18 protein-coding genes are annotated in these 15089 nt (G+C 72.3%); 11 read left to right on the top strand and 7 right to left on the bottom strand.

The genetic code is table 11. The annotated features are described in order from the left end of the window. Positions 1-80: 80 nt before the first annotated feature. Together N912_RS0108795 and N912_RS0108800 are read left to right on the top strand one after the other, a co-directional pair. Positions 81-602 (top strand): phosphonopyruvate decarboxylase, encoded by a 522-nt coding sequence (locus tag N912_RS0108795; RefSeq protein WP_028922155.1) that lies wholly within the window; start codon positions 81-83, stop codon positions 600-602. After that, positions 599-1168: a thiamine pyrophosphate-dependent enzyme gene (locus N912_RS0108800; RefSeq protein WP_037063037.1), complete on the top strand. Its 570-nt coding sequence runs from the start codon at positions 599-601 to the stop codon at positions 1166-1168. The genes N912_RS0108795 and N912_RS0108800 overlap by 4 nt, the downstream gene beginning before the upstream one ends. Before the next feature lie 73 nt (positions 1169-1241). On the opposite strand, the gene N912_RS50440 is transcribed toward N912_RS0108800, so the two are convergent. Next, entirely contained in the window at positions 1242-1859 is a 618-nt protein-coding gene (locus N912_RS50440) for a TetR/AcrR family transcriptional regulator (protein ID WP_051579851.1), read from the bottom strand. Positions 1860-1929: 70 nt separating this feature from the next. Between N912_RS50440 and N912_RS0108810 the strand changes: the two genes are divergently transcribed. Further along, positions 1930-2823: an NADP-dependent oxidoreductase gene (locus N912_RS0108810; protein ID WP_028922157.1), complete on the top strand. Its 894-nt coding sequence runs from the start codon at positions 1930-1932 to the stop codon at positions 2821-2823. A 49-nt stretch (positions 2824-2872) separates the two neighbouring features. Here the strand turns inward: N912_RS0108810 and N912_RS0108815 are convergent, their stop codons facing one another. Further along, entirely contained in the window at positions 2873-3853 is a 981-nt protein-coding gene (locus N912_RS0108815) for a ferric reductase-like transmembrane domain-containing protein (protein ID WP_028922158.1), read from the bottom strand. Between the two features lie 177 nt (positions 3854-4030). Here N912_RS0108815 and N912_RS0108820 point away from each other — a divergent pair, with 177 nt between their 5' ends. Both N912_RS0108820 and N912_RS0108825 read left to right on the top strand, forming a co-directional pair. Further along, positions 4031-4504, top strand: a complete 474-nt coding sequence (locus tag N912_RS0108820; protein WP_028922159.1) for a redoxin domain-containing protein — start codon at positions 4031-4033, stop codon at positions 4502-4504. Between the two features lie 10 nt (positions 4505-4514). Continuing rightward, positions 4515-5063: an RNA polymerase sigma factor gene (locus tag N912_RS0108825; protein ID WP_064745222.1), complete on the top strand. Its 549-nt coding sequence runs from the start codon at positions 4515-4517 to the stop codon at positions 5061-5063. Here the strand turns inward: N912_RS0108825 and N912_RS66445 are convergent. Then, positions 5060-5182: a hypothetical protein gene (locus N912_RS66445; protein ID WP_281176246.1), complete on the bottom strand. Its 123-nt coding sequence runs from the start codon at positions 5180-5182 to the stop codon at positions 5060-5062. The genes N912_RS0108825 and N912_RS66445 overlap by 4 nt on opposite strands. Before the next feature lie 108 nt (positions 5183-5290). Between N912_RS66445 and N912_RS60090 the strand changes: the two genes are divergently transcribed. Together N912_RS60090 and N912_RS0108840 are read left to right on the top strand one after the other, a co-directional pair. Further along, positions 5291-5974, top strand: coding sequence for an AraC family transcriptional regulator (locus N912_RS60090; protein WP_051579852.1), 684 nt, complete (start codon positions 5291-5293; stop codon positions 5972-5974). A 55-nt stretch (positions 5975-6029) separates the two neighbouring features. Beyond that, entirely contained in the window at positions 6030-6473 is a 444-nt protein-coding gene (locus N912_RS0108840; protein WP_028922161.1) for a DMT family transporter, read from the top strand. A gap of 29 nt (positions 6474-6502) precedes the next feature. On the opposite strand, the gene N912_RS0108845 is transcribed toward N912_RS0108840, so the two are convergent. After that, on the bottom strand, positions 6503-7957 hold the full coding sequence (locus tag N912_RS0108845; protein ID WP_028922162.1) for an aldehyde dehydrogenase family protein: 1455 nt from the start codon (positions 7955-7957) through the stop codon (positions 6503-6505). Between the two features lie 74 nt (positions 7958-8031). Between N912_RS0108845 and N912_RS0108850 the strand changes: the two genes are divergently transcribed. The 4 genes from N912_RS0108850 (at position 8032) to N912_RS0108865 (ending at position 11678) form a co-directional block, all read left to right on the top strand. Continuing rightward, entirely contained in the window at positions 8032-8655 is a 624-nt protein-coding gene (locus N912_RS0108850) for an NAD(P)-dependent oxidoreductase (RefSeq protein ID WP_028922163.1), read from the top strand. 15 nt (positions 8656-8670) lie between these two features. After that, the gene (locus tag N912_RS0108855; RefSeq protein ID WP_028922164.1) at positions 8671-10077 is read left to right on the top strand and encodes an NAD(P)/FAD-dependent oxidoreductase; all 1407 of its coding nucleotides are present in this window, start codon (positions 8671-8673) and stop codon (positions 10075-10077) included. A 5-nt stretch (positions 10078-10082) separates the two neighbouring features. Then, positions 10083-10853: an SDR family NAD(P)-dependent oxidoreductase gene (locus N912_RS0108860; RefSeq protein WP_211261152.1), complete on the top strand. Its 771-nt coding sequence runs from the start codon at positions 10083-10085 to the stop codon at positions 10851-10853. Between the two features lie 246 nt (positions 10854-11099). After that, positions 11100-11678: a helix-turn-helix domain-containing protein gene (locus N912_RS0108865; RefSeq protein WP_028922166.1), complete on the top strand. Its 579-nt coding sequence runs from the start codon at positions 11100-11102 to the stop codon at positions 11676-11678. On the opposite strand, the gene N912_RS50450 is transcribed toward N912_RS0108865, so the two are convergent. The 3 genes from N912_RS50450 to N912_RS50455 are packed head-to-tail and all read right to left on the bottom strand — an operon-like array spanning position 11659 to position 15031. Then, a complete protein-coding gene (locus tag N912_RS50450) occupies positions 11659-13686 on the bottom strand; it encodes an oxidoreductase (protein ID WP_051579853.1) in 2028 nt (675 codons plus the stop codon). The genes N912_RS0108865 and N912_RS50450 overlap by 20 nt on opposite strands. After that, positions 13683-14195, bottom strand: coding sequence for a flavin reductase family protein (locus tag N912_RS0108875; protein ID WP_028922167.1), 513 nt, complete (start codon positions 14193-14195; stop codon positions 13683-13685). Before N912_RS0108875 ends, N912_RS50450 begins: the two co-directional genes overlap by 4 nt. Beyond that, entirely contained in the window at positions 14192-15031 is an 840-nt protein-coding gene (locus N912_RS50455; RefSeq protein ID WP_037063042.1) for an alpha/beta fold hydrolase, read from the bottom strand. The genes N912_RS0108875 and N912_RS50455 overlap by 4 nt, the downstream gene beginning before the upstream one ends. Positions 15032-15089: the final 58 nt, after the last annotated feature.

Below are 15089 nucleotides of genomic sequence, written 5' to 3' on the forward strand. Positions count from 1 at the left end.
CGTGTCATAGAAATTCTCTATTCGTCATTCCGCGATATCAGCGCTCATGATGGAAGACAGACGCGGCGACGGGAGGACACGTGCTCGATCAGCCCTGGCAGAAAGAGGTGTTCGAGGTGCTCCGCGACGGCGGGGTGAGGCAGGTCGCCTACCTGCCGGACGCGGGACACGCCTACGCGATTCGGCAGGCGATCCAGAGCCCCGACATCCACGACATCCTGCTCACCACCGAGGAGGAGGGCGTCGGCGTGGTCAGCGGCGCCTGGCTCGGCGGGCAGCGCGCGGTGCTGCTGATGCAGTCCAGCGGCGTCGGGAACTGCGTCAACATGTTCTCCCTGCTGGACAGCTGCCGCTTCCCGTTCCTGACCCTGGTCACCATGCGCGGCGAGTACGCCGAGTTCAACCCGTGGCAGGCCCCGATGGGCCGGCGCACCCGGGACGTCCTGGAGCTGATGGGCATCCAGGTCTACCGCGCCGACGCGCCCGAGGAGGTTCGGGAGACCGTCGGCGCCGCCCTCGACTCCGCGTTCCTGGCCGGCCAGCGGGTGGCCGTGCTGCTGGGGCAGCGCCTGATCGGACGCAAGCGCTGGGAGGACGAATGACCGACATCGACCGCAGGGAGTTCGTCGCGGACCTGGTCGCCTCCGCGCCGGAGGCGATCTTCGTGTCCGGCCTCGGCTCGCCGTCGTACGACCTGTTCGCGGCCGGGGACCGGGACCTCAACTTCTACCTGTGGGGCGCCATGGGCGCCGCCGTGCCGACCGGCCTGGGTCTCGCGGTCGCCCGGCCCGAGCGGTCGGTCGTGGTGGTCACCGGCGACGGCGAGCTGCTGATGAGCCTGGGCGCGCTGGCCACCGTCGGAGCCCGGCGCCCGGCCAACCTCACGGTGGTCGTGCTGGACAACGGGCACTACGGCGAGACCGGCATGCAGCGAAGCCACACCGGCATGGGGACCGACCTCGTCGCGGTCGCCACCGGGTGCGGAATCACGGACTCCGCCCGGCTCGACGATCCCCGCGACGTGGCGCGGACCGTTCGCGCCCGGTCCGGCCCGAGCTTCGTCCAGGTGCCGATCCCCGCGTACGACCACCCCCGCGCACTCCCACCCCGGGACGGAGTGTTCGTGAAGAACCGACTCCGCGCGGCCCTCGGCCTCCCCACCTTCTAACACTCCATCCGTAGCACAAAAGCCCAGGTCAACACCCGTGAGTGGTGAGGGGTGCTATGGCACCTCTAACCACTCACGGGTTCTGACCAGCGGTTTTGGGCGCCGGCTCGGAACCGTCACCCAGGGCTACCTGCCAGGCCGCCTCGACCATCCGGAAGATCTCGTCCACCGCGGCGTCCGGATCGGGCGCCTCGCGGGCCAGCGAGAAGGCGTCGACCACGAACCTCGCGATCGTCCGGCAGGCCGTCGCGCCGGGTGGCGGGTCGAGGTCGGCGGCGATGGCCGTTGCCAGCGACTCCGCGTGGCGCAGCCGCATCGACTCCTCGTAGTCGCGCAGCGAGGGCGTTTCGTCGATCATGCGCCAGATCGGGTCGGCCTGCTCGGCCGTGCAGTGCCGCACCATGGTCCGGATCTCGCGGCGCAGGGCGGGGATGAGCGGCTCGTCCGGCGCCCGGTTGGTGACCGCCCGCGTGAGGCGCCGCTCGAAGTCCTCGTCCCGCTCGAACACCAGGGCCTCTTTCGAGGCGAAGTGGGCGAACAGCGTGGTGACGGCCACGTCGGCCTCGGCGGCCACGTCACGGATGCCCACCGCGTCGTAGCCGCGTTCCAGGAAGAGCCGCAGGGCGGTGTCGGCGATCTTCTGGCGGGTCGCGGCCTTCTTCCGCTCACGGCGTCCGGGCGCCACTGTCATGAGCCAACGCTATCAGGTACGAACATAGAACGGTTCTTAAACACTAACCGTTAGTGTTACGGTCGACGTCATGAAGAGGGTGAGCTTCGCCGAGTTCGGCGGTCCGGGCGTGCTGGAACTCGTGGACGCCGAGGAGCCCCACGCGGGCGCCGGTCAGGTGCGCGTCGCCGTGCGGGCGGCGGGGGTGAACCCCGTCGACTGGAGGATCCGGGAAGGCCAGTTCCAGCGGGTGCATCCGATCGAGCTGCCCGCCGGGGTCGGGCAGGACGCCTCCGGGGTGGTGGACGAGGTCGGCGAGGGCGTCGACGGGGTCGAGGTCGGTGACCGCGTGTTCGGCGCCGGTTCGAGCACGTATGCCGAGTTCGCCGTGCTGTCGGCATGGGCACGGATGCCCGAGGGCCTGACGTTCGAGGAGGCGGCCGGGTACCCGTCGGTGGTGGAGACCGCGCTGCGCATCATCGGCGAGGTCGGCGTGGCGTCCGGGCAGACGCTGCTGGCCAGCGGCGCATCCGGTGGAGTCGGGTCGGCGGTGCTGCAGATCGCCCGCGACCGCGGCATCACGGTGATCGGTACGGCGGGCGCCGCGAACCAGGACTACCTGCGGAGCCTGGGCGCCCTCGCCACGACCTACGGCGAGGGCTGGGTCGAGCGGGTGCGCCGGCTCGGCCGTGTCGACGCGGCGCTCGACCTGGCCGGCTCGGGCGTGATCGGCGAGCTGGTCGAGCTGACCGGCGACCCGGGCAGGGTGGTCTCCATCGCCGATCTCGGCGCGCCCGAGCTCCGGGTGCGGTTCTCCGGCGTGGCCGGGAGCATGCCGGGCGCGCTCGCCCAGGCCGCCGATCTCATCTCGCGGGGAAGGCTCCACATCCCGGTCGAGAGGTCGTACACGCTCGCCGAGGCCGCGGCGGCGCACGTCGACAGCCAGGCGGGTCATGCCCGGGGGCGCCGGGTTGTGATCGTCTGAGCCGCTCCACAACTCGCCGGTCAGCGGCGCCGTGCACGAACTCGCCGATTCATGAGCGGGCGCCGCGCACGGCGGCCGCCATCAGGAGCAGCAGCAGGGCCAGGCCGCCCCAGACCATCTCCGCGGTGGTGTTGAGCGGCGCGCTCACGGCTCCCGGGATGCGCCCGCCGTCGCGGCCGGTGACGACCACCGCGACGAGGGCGACGATCGTGGCGGCCACCGCGGCACGGGCCGCGACCCACGCCAGGCGGCCGGTGGTGGGCAGCCGCTCGCTGGCTCGCGCCGGCGCCACCATTCGGGCCAGCAGCAACACCGCGATCGGCACCTGCAGCAGCCAGACCAGGGTCCGGAACGGCCCGTCGTACCAGACGTTCGTGCCGTACAGCAGGGTGTGCCAGACGCTCAGGGCGTAGATCACGATGACGAACCGGTGCAGGACCCGCCAGGCCTTGGTGCCGATGCGCCGGCGCAGGTAGAACGCGAGCCCGAGCGGGATCGCGAGATAGAAGGCCACCAACCCGATCAGGATGGCCACCGCCCCGGTGCCGCTGGCGTAGCCGCCGGGCACGAACGCCTTGACGAACGCGGCGCCCAGCCGGCCGGGCCAGCCCAGGTTCTCCTGGTTGTCCCTGGCCTCCTCGGCGAAGAACAGGAAGGCGTGGGCGAACATCAGCACGAGGGCGTTCAGGCTGGTCGCACGGTGCCAGCGCTCCAGTCGAGCGCCCGCGACGGGCAGCCGGCGCGGGCCGCCGCCGGACACCAGCAGGCCGAGCACGACGGTCAGCCACGACCACAGCAGTGCCGACCAGCCGAACGCCTGGCACAGCCAGTACAGCCGATAGGTGTCCGCATCGGCGAGGAACGGCATCACCGCAATGGTCGGCGACGTCCCCGCCCTGACCCGGATGTACAGCCACCCGAACACGACCGAGGTGACCGCGACCGCCAGCCCGCCGTCGAGCAGCCCGCCTCGCAGGTCCTTCAGCAGGCCGACCCGGTCGAAGCCGTGCCGCCCGCCCCGCTGGTTCACCGCTGGGCTCCTCCTTCTTCTCCTCGGCGTGCCGCCCGGGCACCTTCCGGTCCACAGGTCGGGCAAGGCCACCGCGCCGGTTCCCGCCGGCGACGAACGACACTCGGCGAATCCTTTTCCGCCGACGCCCCCTCCTATCCACGGTGACCCGCACCTGACGAACCCGAGGGAGAGCACATGATCGAGGTAGGACGGCCCGTACCGGAGCCCCGGCTGACCGACACCACCGGCGCCGAGGTCCGCCTGAGTGACCACCGAGGCGGCGGCGTCCTCGTCTACTTCATGCGTCACACCGGCTGCCCGATGTGCAACCTGCACGTCAAGCACCTGGCGGCGCACGCGGCCGACTACGCCGCGCACGGGGTGGCCGTCCTGGTCGCGGTGCCCGACGAGCCGGACACCGCATCCCGGTGGGCGGCGGCGAAGAAGCTGCCGTTCCCGGTGGTGATCGGCGCCGGGAGCACCCCGCACGCCGGCGTCGGGCTGGCGCGCACGGTGTTCGGCTCGATGCAGCGGTCGGGCACCGTGCTGGTCGATCACGCGGGCGTGGTCCGCTACCTGCGCATCGCCACGATGCCGACCGGGGGCTACTCGCACCGGGCGGTGATGCGGGCGATCGAGGACCTGCACCGCGCCCGGACGGACCGGTAGCGTGCCGCCGGTGGGATCGCGGGACCTGGGCTGGCCCGGTCACCATCTGGTGGCGGCGGCCCAGCACGGTGACGTCGAGTCGATCCGCGCGCTGCTCGACGCCTCGCACCCGCACGTGCACCGCTTCGCCCGCACGGTCTGCCTCACCGAGCAGGACGCGGAGGACGCCACCCAGGAGGCGCTGATCATCCTCTACCGCAAGATCGGCACGCTGCGTGCGTCGGCGGCGCTGGCCTCGTGGTTGTTCCGGATCGTACGCAACGAGTGCCTGCGCCGCGTCGCCAACGCCCGGCGGCGACGGCACGAGCCGATCGAGTCCGCGCCCGACACGGCGCAAGGCACCAGCACCGAGGATGAGGTGATCGAACGGCTGGAAGCCGAACGCGTCGCGGCGGCGATCGCGGCGCTGCCCGACGACCAGCGCCGCGTGATCATCCTGAGGGACGTGTACGGCTACGGCGGCGGCCAGGTCGCCGAGGCCCTCGGGCTCAGCGTGGCCGCGATGAAGTCACGCCTGCACCGCGCCAGGTCCGCCCTGCGGGCCGAGCTGCTCCGCTAGTTGAAGCACCAGATCACCAGAATGATCAACAGCAGCACCAGGATCGCGCCACGCTGGTGGTCGGAACCGGCATGCGTGCCGGCGAGCACGATCGCCGCTGCCCCCTCGGTTGCTCCCACCGAGCCGAAGATGGCAGGTGGCGGGTCCGCCAAACGGTGCGACACGCCGGGACGGGCACCCGGTGTAGCCCTTTCCGGGCAACTGTCACCCGGCCGGATAATGAGATCGTGGACGCCGTCTGGTCGTACTGGCGCCCCGGGTCGGCCGACGTGGTGGAGCTGTGCGCCGTTCGGGGCACGAGCGCGGCGTTGCCGGCGCACTTCCACGACGAGGACCAGCTCACGTTCGTGCTGTCCGGGTGCCGTCGGTTCCTCCTGCGCGGCGCGCCGGTCGAGGTCCGCGCCGGGCACGGGCTGCTCATTCCCGCCGGCGTGCCGCACAGGTCGTTGCCGGACTCGTCGGAGGTGGTGTCGTTCAACGCGTACCTGCCCGAGGGGCGCTACACCGCTCCGGGGGTGGTCCGTGAGCTCCGGACGTTGTGGCGGCGCGGCAGGCACGTGTCGTGGGGCGATGTGATCGGCGTGATCGGCGATCACAGGAAGCCCGCCGGCGACGTGTCCTCGTCGCGGCCGGCCGGTGTCCCGCCGGGGCGGCCGGTGAACGTACGGCAACTGGCGGCGGCCGCCGGGATGAGCCGGGAGGGGTACTCGCGGCGGTTCCTTCGGCGGCACGGCATGTCGCCGCACGCCTACCTGCTGGCTCGCCGGCTGAACGAGGCCCGCGGCCTGCTCCGCGCCGGCGCGCCGATCGCCAGCGCGGCGGCCGACTGCGGGTTCGCCGACCAGAGCCACTTCGGCCGATGGTTCCGCCGCGCGTTCGGCACCACGCCCGGGCGGTACCGACAGGGCTGAGCCCGCGTCACAAACGTTCCAGACTCCCGCGCCGGCCCCTTTCTACCCTCCGATCATGGTGATAGCGGTGTTCTACGCGCTCTCGCTGGGCGCGGGCCTGAGCGTGGCGCTTCAGCAGGTGCTCAACGCGAACCTGCGCACCGGGCTGGGGTCGCCGTGGCTGGCGGGGTTCGTCAGCTACGCCGCCGGCACGGTGGTCATGCTGGTCGCGTTCCTCGCGTCCGGCGAACCGTGGTTCTCCTCGGCCTCGATCGCGCGCATCCCCGTGTTGACCTGGCTCGGGGGGCTGTTCGGCGCGATCTTCATCGGAATCTCGATCTTCATGGTGCCCAGGCTCGGCGCGGCGACCGTCCTGGCCCTGGTCGTGGTGGGTCAGATGATCTGTTCGCTGGTCCTGGACCAGTTCGGGTTGTTCGGGCTGACCCAACACAGCGCGACTCCGGTTCGGCTCGCCGGCGCGGCCTGCCTCGTCCTCGGCGTTGCCCTCGTCCGGCTCTGAGCCGCCCGGTAGACGACTCGGTAGACGACTCAGTAGACGACATTGACCAGCCGCTCCTCGGTGTTCGCCAGGACCCCGGACAGGCCCAGCTCGCGGCCGATCCCGCTGGCCTTCATGCCTCCCCACGGCACGCGCGGGTCCGGCGCCCCGAACGAGTTCACCCACACCGCGCCGACCCGGAGGCCTCGGGACGCGGCGAGCGCGGCGTTGATGTCCCGCGACCAGATCACGGCCGCCAGCCCGTACCGCGTGTCGTTGGCCAGCCGGATCGCCTCGTCGACGTCGTCGAACGGGATGATCGTGCCCACCGGCCCGAAGATCTCCTCCCGGGCGATCCGCATGTCGTTGTCGCCGACGAACACCGTGGGCTCGACGAAGTACCCGGGCCGCGACGGGGCCGAGCCGCCGGTCACGAGCGAGGCGCCCCCGCGGCGCCCGGCGTCGATGTAGGACAGCACGCGGTCGCGTTGGGCTGCGTTGATCAGGCTGCCCATCGTGGTCCGGGGGTCGAACGGGTCCCCCAGGCGCTGAGCCTCGGCCTGGCCGGCCAGCGCATGCGCGACCTCGTCGACCCGCGAGCGGTGGACCAGCACCCGGGTGCCGGCGGCGCAGGTCTGGCCGCTGTTCGCGAACAGCGACAGCGCGGCGACGGGGGCGAGCTCGTCGATGTCCGCGTCGGCGAAGACGATCTGGGGCGACTTGCCGCCCAGTTCGAGCGTCACCTTCGTGAACGTCTCGGCGGCGGCCCTGCCGATCACTCGTCCGGTGTGGGGCGACCCGGTGAACGAGAGCTTGTCCACGTCCGGATGGGTGATCAGGGCCGCGCCGGTGACCGGGCCGGGTCCGTTGACCACGTTGAGCACGCCGGCCGGGAAGCCCGCCTCGGCGGCCAGCTCGGCGAGCAGCTGGGTGGCCAGTGGGGCGTGCTCGGCCGGCTTGAGCACGACCGTGCAGCCGGCGGCGAACGCCGGGGCCAGCTTCCAGCTCGTGATCATCGTCGGGGCGTTCCACGGCGTGATGGCGCCGACCACGCCCAGCGGGATCCGTTCGGTGTACGACAGCCGCGAGCGGCCCATGTGATCGGGCACCGGGACCACGCTGCCGTGGATCTTGTCCGCCCAGCCCGCCATGTGCCGGAACGTCTCCGCGGCGAGCGCGATGTCCACGGCCAGGGCGTCCCGGTACGGCTTTCCCACGTCGAGGGCCTCCAGGGTGGCGAGGCGCTCGGCGTTGCTCTCGACCAGGTCGGCGAGGCGGGCGATCAGCCGACCGCGGTCCGCCCCGGACATCCGCGCCCACGGCCCGGACTCGAAGGCCCGCCGGGCCGAGGTGACGGCGCGCGCCACGTCGGAGGCGTCGGCGGTGTGCAGGGTGGCCAGGCGGGTCCCGTCGGTCGGGTTCTCGACCACCAGCGGCTCGCCCGCGCCGGCGGTCCACGAGCCGTCGATGAACAACTGGGTGGGCGGAAGGTCGGGCCGTGTCATCGTGGATGCGCTCCTCGACGTGGACTGTCCTCGTTCACTTGAAGAGTACGACCGTATCACTTAATATGTACGCGATGAAGATCCTCGTACTCGGCTCCACCGGCATGCTCGGCAGCCGCATCGTCTCCGAGCTGGAACACCGAGGCCACCAGGTCGCCCGAGGCGTCCGCCCGGGCAGCGGGTCGCCCGGGACCGAGGTCGACCCGCGCGCGCCGGCGTCCGTCGCCGCCGCGGCCGCCGGGCACGACGCGGTCGTCAACGCGCTCGGCCGCGGCACGCACGGTGACGTCCGGGTCGTCGCCGAGGCCGCCGTGCCGCTGCTCACCGGCCTCGCCGCCGCCGGGTGCCCTCGGCTGCTCGTCGTCGGCGGCGCCGGCTCCCTGGTCGACCGCGACGGCCGGCGCGTCATCGACGGCCCGGAGTTCCCCGATGAGTGGAAGCCCGCGTCCCAGGCCCAGATCGACGCCCTCGACGCCTACCGCGGCTACGACGGTCCGGTCGAGTGGACCTACCTGAGCCCGTCCGACGTCATCGAACCGGGCCGGCGCACCGGCCGGGTCGAGCTGGGCGGCGACCGGTTGCTGCGCGGCGAGGACGGCACCAGCTACGTCTCGGCCGAGGACTACGCGGTCGCGCTGGTCGACGAGTTGGAGAACCCCGCGCACCCGCGCCGCCGCTTCACCGTGCGCTCCCGCTGACAACCGAGGAGAACGATGGACAAGTCGCTGCTGTCGCACTGGTGGCACAAGATGGAGACGGCCCACGGCGGCCCGATCCCCGAGCGCCCGCCGCTGACGGCCGACGAGCGGGCCGACGTCGCGATCGTCGGCGCCGGGTACACCGGCCTCTACACCGCTCTCGAGCTGCTCAAGGCCGAGCCCGGCCTGAAGGTCGTCCTGCTCGACGCCAACGTCGCCGGCTACGGCGCGTCGGGGCGCAACGGCGGCGCGGTGATCGCGCAGCTCAACGGGTCGCGCGAGTTCTGGGCCAAGCGCGGGGGCGGCCGCGACGCCGCGATCGCCATGGAACGCGCGGTGCAGGCCGCGGTCGTGGAGGTCGGCAAGGTCATCACCGAGGAGGGGATCGACTGCGGGTACGCGCACAACGGCGTGGCCATGGTCGCCCGCACCCCCCTGGAAGCGGACCGCTTCCGCGCGAGCGTTGAGGAGGACCGCCGGTTCGGCTTCGGCCCCGAGGACACCCGATACCTGGAGCGCGACGAGATCCTGGACCGGATCAACATCGCCGGCGCGCTCGGCGCCCGCTTCAGCTCGCACTGCGCCAGCGTGGACGGCGGTCGGCTCGCTCGCGGGCTCGCCGAGGCGGTCGAGCGTCGCGGCGGGGTGATCTACGAGAGCTCCGCGGTGCTCAGGATCGAGCCGCGCAGGGCCGTCACCGCGCGGGCGAGCGTCGAGGCCAAGTTCGTCGTCCGCGCCACCGAGGCGTACAGCGAGTCGATCAAGGGCCAGGAGCGCACGGTGGTGCCCATCCACACCTCGATGCTGGCTACCGAGGTGCTCACCGAGGACCAGATGCGGCAACTCCGCTGGTCCGGGCACGAGGCGCTGCTCGCCGAGCACCCGTTCCTGCACCTGCAGTTCACCAGCGACAACCGGATCACCATCGGCGGCGACGACCCGCGCGTGCCCTACCTGTACGGCTCCGCGCCGAGCCCCGACGCGCCGCCGGGGCGCAAGGTGCGCGACCACTACTACCGCGAGCTGATCAAGCTGTTCCCGTTCCTGGACGGCGTGGAAATCGTCGACGAGTGGCAGGGCGTGTTCGGCGCGACCAAGGACTGGGCGCCCAACGCCAACCTCGACCGCGCCACCGGGCTCGGCGTGGCCGGCGGCTACGTGGGCGAGGGCCTGGCGCCGTCGAACCTGGTCGGCCGCACGATGCGCGACCTGATCCTGGGCCGGGAGTCCGAGCTGACCCGTCTGCCGCACACCAACCCTCGGCTTCGCCGGTGGGAACCGGAACCGCTGCGCTACCTCGGGTCGGGCGTGATCTGGGCGGCGCGGGCGGTCGGCGACGCGAAGGAGCACCGCACCGACAAGCCGTCGCGCCTGATCACCCTCGGCAACCGGGCCGCGGGCTTCTCCGGGCACCTGGGGTGAGCGCGGTGACGACACGCAGTGGAGGGCTCGGGCTGTTCGATCTCGACGGCAAGGTCGCCGTCGTGACCGGTGCCAGCAGCGGCATCGGCGCGGCGACCGCCGCCATCCTGGCCGAGCACGGGGCGAGCGTCGTGGTCGGCTTCAACACCGGCGCCGACCGCGCCAGGGCGGTGGTCGACGAACTGCCGGCGGGAGCGCACGCCGCGCTGTGGCTGCCTCTCGACGACCCGGCCGCGCTCCAGGACGGGGCCGACGAGGTGCGGCGTCGGTACGGACGGTGCGACATCCTGGTCAACTCGGCCGGGTCGACGCGGCGGGTCGCGCACGGCGACTTCGAGACGATGACCCCGGAGCTGTTCCAGGCGCTGCTGGACCTGAACGTGGTCGGTCCCTTCGCGGTGACCAGGGCGTTCACTCCCCTGCTGCGGGAGGCCGGCGACTCCGTCATCGTCAACGTGTCCTCCGTGTCGGGCCTGACCGCGTCCGGAAGCAACATCGCCTACTGCGCCGCGAAGGCCGCGCTGGACAACCTCACCATGTCGCTGGGGCGCACCCTCGGACCCGAGATACGCGTGCTCGGCGTCGCGCCGGCCGCGGTCGAGACGGACTTCGTCGCGGGCCGAAGCCGGGAGGCGATCGTGGCGCAGGCCGAGACGTCGCCGCTCAAGGTCGTCGTCCATCCCCGCGACGTGGCGGCGTCGATCCTCGCCGCGGTCACCCACCTGCGCACGGCGACCGGGACGACGATCGTCACCGACGGCGGCAAGCGCCTGTGACCCTAGTGCCGCGTAAACGAGGTCGTCTCACCCGTCTTCGGCGCCCAGGCGGCGCCCCGCCGCGTTGTCGTCGCCCCCGATACAACCCCGGTATCGGGGACTCCGAATCAGACACAGCCTTGCGGTTGCCCGGGTGCGGGTGTCCCGCAGGGGCACAGCACCTGGATCACCGAATACGGGCAAGGAACCTCGTTTACACGACACTAGGATCGCGACGCCCGTGATCAACCAACCGGACGGAGGGGCATGGCGGACATGTCCGGCCAGCTCGAGGCCCTGGCGGACAACATCCGCCAGCTCCGGGCCACCCACGGGTTGTCGCTGTCCCAGCTCGGGGAGCGGTCGGGCATCGCCAAGGCGACCCTGTTCAAGATCGAGCAGGCGCGCACGAACCCGACCCTGGACACCCTGACCTCGATCGCCCGCACCTTCGACGTCAAGGTGACCGACCTGCTCACCATGGCCCCGAAGCCGGTGCTCGACGTCGTCCACCCCGGCGAGGGTCGCGAGCTGACCGACGACGCATCGGTCGGCGAGGTGCTGCGCAGCCAGGTGGTCGGCGCGGGCACGCTGGAGATCCACCGCCAGGTGTTCCTGCCGGGCCGGACCCTGGTGTCCGCCTCGCACGGCGAGGGCACCCGCGAGCACGTGCTGGTGCACTCCGGGGCGATCGAGCTGGGCCCGGTGGGGCACGAGGTGCGGGTCTCGACAGGTGACTACGTGACGTACCTGGCCGACAGTCCCCATCGGTGGGCGGCGGTGGACGGCGAGGCGCACGTCTGGATCGTGCACACCTACCCCCGGCCTACGACGTTCTACGAGTAGCGCCCAGCTCGCGCGCCAGCCGGTGGGCGTCGAAGATCGCGTCGGCGAGGCTGGCCGGGGCGACGCAGTCACCGATCCGGTGCAGCTCGCGGATGCCGTGCGCCGCCAGCTCCCGCTCGGCGAGGGTGCTGTACAGCGTGTCGTCGGAGGCCCGCCGGGTCACCAGCACGACCCCGTCGGCCGGGAGCGAGCGTCGCAGGCCCGCCTCGTTCTCCACCACGACCGTCCCGGGCCGCACCTCGACCAGCAGCGTCGCCGGCGTCAGCGTGCCGCCGGCGGCCAGCACCTCGGCCCGCAGCACCGGTCCGAGGTTGTCCTGCGCCGCCAGCGACGCGACCTCGCCGAACGGCGTGACGATCTCGACGCTCCTGCCCTGTTCACGCAGCCACTGGGCGGTCGCGATGCCCGTCAGGTCGCCCTCGCAGTCGTAGACGACGGTCGTGGACCCCGGCAGCGCCTTGCCCTCCAGCAGCAGTTGCTCCGGCGTGGCCACGTTCGGCAGCGAGGCGTCGGCGCCGGGGATCGGCTCGTTGTCCACGAACGAGAACCCGGTGGTGGCCCACGGCGCGCCGGTTGCGATGACGACCACCTCGGCGCCGTAGTCGAGCACGCCGTCGGCGTCCAGCCGGGTGCGCGGCACGAACGTCGCGCCCGCGAACTCACGCAGCAGCGCCTCCCGGTGCTCGACCACCCGCCCGTAGGAGAAGAACCCGGGAAGCCCGCGCAACCACCGCAGGTGCCCGCCGGGCTCGCTCGCGGCGTCCACCAGGTGCACCGCCTCGAAACCGCGACGGGCCAGCGTGGTCGCCAGCTCCAGCCCGGCCGGGCCGGCCCCCACGACGAGCACCGACGGCTGCTCGGCGGGGGCGCCCGGCAGCCGCTCGGGGTGCCAGCCGCGCCGCTGTTCCTCCCCCGCCGTCGGGTTCTGGCTGCAGCCGAGCTGGCCCCGGGCCTGGCTGCGGGCGCAGTGGTTCAGCCCGATGCACTCGCGCACCTGGGCGAACGACCCGGCCGCGATCTTGCGCGGCAGGAAGGGGTCCGCGATGCCCGGCCGCGCGGCGCCGATGAAGTCCAGGTCACCGGCGGCGACGGCGGACGCCATGAGGTCCGGGTCGGTGAACCGCGCCGACCCGACGACCGGCTTGCCGGTGGCCTCGCGCATGCGCCGGGTCCAGGTCAGCGAGTAGCCCTCCGGGAACAGCCGGGCCGGGGTGAGGTCGTGCTCGGTGGTCGCCATGCCGCCCTGGGCCACGTCCCACACGTCGACGAGGTGGTCGAGCAGCGCCACCACCTCCAGCGCCTCGTCGACAGGGAGCGACCCGATGCCGTGGCCCTCGACGGCGTAGCGAACCGCCACCGCGACCTCATGACCGACCGCATCGCGGACGCCCTCCAGGATCTCCCGCAGGAAACGAGCGCGGTTGGCCAGCGAGCCGCCGTAGCCGTCGGTGCGCCGGTTGTAGTACGGGGTGAGGAACTGGACGGGCAGGTAGCCGTGCGCAGAGTGGATGTTCACCACGTCGAACCCGACGTCGCGAGCCCGCCGAGACGCCTCGATCCAGTCGCGCCGCACCCGGCGGATGTCGTCGATCTCCATCGCCTTCGGGATGGCCTGGGAGAAGAACAGGCCGTTGCCCTGCATCTGGGTCGGGGCCAGCGCCGGGAGCCTGTCCTGCTTCGGGTCGGCGCCCGCGCCGAGGTGCACCAGCTCGATCGCGGCCAGCGCGTCGTGGGCGTGGATCGCCTCGACGACGGCGGTGAGCCTCCTGGCGTCGGCGTCGTCGATCAGCTCGAGCCCGTCGAGCCACGCGTTGCGAGAGTGCCTGTCGAACGCCACCTCGCCGGTGTTGACGACGGCCCAGCCGCCCTCGGCGCGCATGCCGCGGTGCGCGGCGTCCAGCGCGACCTGGTCCATTCCCCAGCCGGCGGTGTACGGCGCCGACCAGAAGCGGTTGGCCGCCACCTTCGGCCCGATCTTCACCGGCTCGAACAGCGCCCGGTACCTCATGCCACGACCGATGCCACGACCGACCCGTACCGACCCCGGTGGAACAGCATCGGCGTCCCGCCAGGGCCGCTGCCGAGGTCCTCGACCTCGCCGAGGACTATGTCGTGGTCACCCGCCGCGATGGTCCGCAGGCGCCGGCACCGCACCCACAGGACCGCGTCCTCCAGGCCGGGTATGCCGTCGGCATCGAGCCGCCACCGCCCCACCTCGAACCGGCGCTCCGGATCGGCCGAGGCGAACGACCGGCACAGCTGCTCGTGCCGGCTGCCCAGCACGCTCACCCGGAACCGGTCACAGCCGGCGCTGGCGCGGTAGGCCCGCGAACCGCGCATCGCCATGAACGACACCAGCGGCGGGTTCATCGAGACCGACGAGAAGGTGCCGACCACGAGCCCGTGCGGGCGGCCGTCCGTCCCGAGCGCCGAGATGATCGCGACCCCGGTGGGGTACTCCCCCAGCACCGCACGCCAGCGCGCCTCGAACCCTCGCGCCTCGAACCCGGTCCTCACCGGACCGAGGCGCGCGCCGCGTTCTCGGCGACCAGCGCGGCGATCGCGTCGGGCTGCTGAATGATCGACACGTGCGAGGCGGGCTCGCCGCCCGCGCCCTCGACCAGCACCAGCTCCGCACCCGGGATCAGTTCGGCGTAGCGGGCGGACAGCTCGCGCGGGATGAAGTTGTCGTCGGCGAAGTGGATGACCCGGGTGGGCGCCTGCACGCGGGCCAGCCGGTGCTCCAGCCGCACGTCGTAGCGCGGGTTCCAGGCCAGCCGGGCGAACGCGATGCTCTCGCCGTACTGGTGGATGTAGTCGTCGACCCCGCCCTCCTGTTCCAGGAACTCGCCGTACCGGCCGGCAACGCCGCTGAAGATGTGCGCGTCGGCCTGCCGCTCGGTCCAGCGGAACGGGTCGGCCTGGGGGTTCGCCGGCGTGCGCAGGCCCATCGGCGCCATCAGCGCGAGGCTGGCGAACCGCTCCGGATAGGTCACCGCGAGGTCGGCGGCCAGCCACCCGCCGAGCGAATGGCCGACCAGGTGCACCGGGCCGCTCACCCCGAGGGTGCGCAGCAGCGCGTCGTAATGGAGCACCAGGTCGTCGAACGTCCTGATGTGCGACGGCAGCGCGGTGTCGCCGAAACCCGGATGCTCCGGGACGATCACGTCGAAGCCGGCGGACAGCGCCTCGTACAGCGGCAGCCACTGCCGGGTCAGGCCGGCCCCGTGCAGGTACAGCAGCGGCGTGCCGGTGCCCCTGCGCCGGTAGCCGACGTCCGCGCCGTCGACCGTGACCCACTCCGGGGCCGTCCAGTGCGGCCAGGTGCGCGGGGCTTCGGTGCTCACGGTCATCTTCGCTGTGCTCCTCGCTCGACGACGGAGAGTTACATTACAAGCGTGATGTGTCGCG

Origin of the sequence: Actinospineispora acaciae DSM 45401 (assembly GCF_000620785.1) — a bacterium.
Classification (GTDB): Bacteria; Actinomycetota; Actinomycetes; order Mycobacteriales; family Pseudonocardiaceae; genus Pseudonocardia; species Pseudonocardia acaciae.

Coding starts and splice junctions, on each gene's coding strand:
- N912_RS0108800 (WP_037063037.1), top strand. CDS start 599: ATGACCGACATCGACCGCAGGGAGTTCGTCGCGGACCTGGTCGCCTCC.
- N912_RS50440 (WP_051579851.1), bottom strand. CDS start 1,859: ATGACAGTGGCGCCCGGACGCCGTGAGCGGAAGAAGGCCGCGACCCGC.
- N912_RS0108810 (WP_028922157.1), top strand. CDS start 1,930: ATGAAGAGGGTGAGCTTCGCCGAGTTCGGCGGTCCGGGCGTGCTGGAA.
- N912_RS0108820 (WP_028922159.1), top strand. CDS start 4,031: ATGATCGAGGTAGGACGGCCCGTACCGGAGCCCCGGCTGACCGACACC.
- N912_RS0108840 (WP_028922161.1), top strand. CDS start 6,030: ATGGTGATAGCGGTGTTCTACGCGCTCTCGCTGGGCGCGGGCCTGAGC.
- N912_RS0108845 (WP_028922162.1), bottom strand. CDS start 7,957: ATGACACGGCCCGACCTTCCGCCCACCCAGTTGTTCATCGACGGCTCG.
- N912_RS0108850 (WP_028922163.1), top strand. CDS start 8,032: ATGAAGATCCTCGTACTCGGCTCCACCGGCATGCTCGGCAGCCGCATC.
- N912_RS0108855 (WP_028922164.1), top strand. CDS start 8,671: ATGGACAAGTCGCTGCTGTCGCACTGGTGGCACAAGATGGAGACGGCC.
- N912_RS0108865 (WP_028922166.1), top strand. CDS start 11,100: ATGGCGGACATGTCCGGCCAGCTCGAGGCCCTGGCGGACAACATCCGC.
- N912_RS50450 (WP_051579853.1), bottom strand. CDS start 13,686: ATGAGGTACCGGGCGCTGTTCGAGCCGGTGAAGATCGGGCCGAAGGTG.
- N912_RS50455 (WP_037063042.1), bottom strand. CDS start 15,031: ATGACCGTGAGCACCGAAGCCCCGCGCACCTGGCCGCACTGGACGGCC.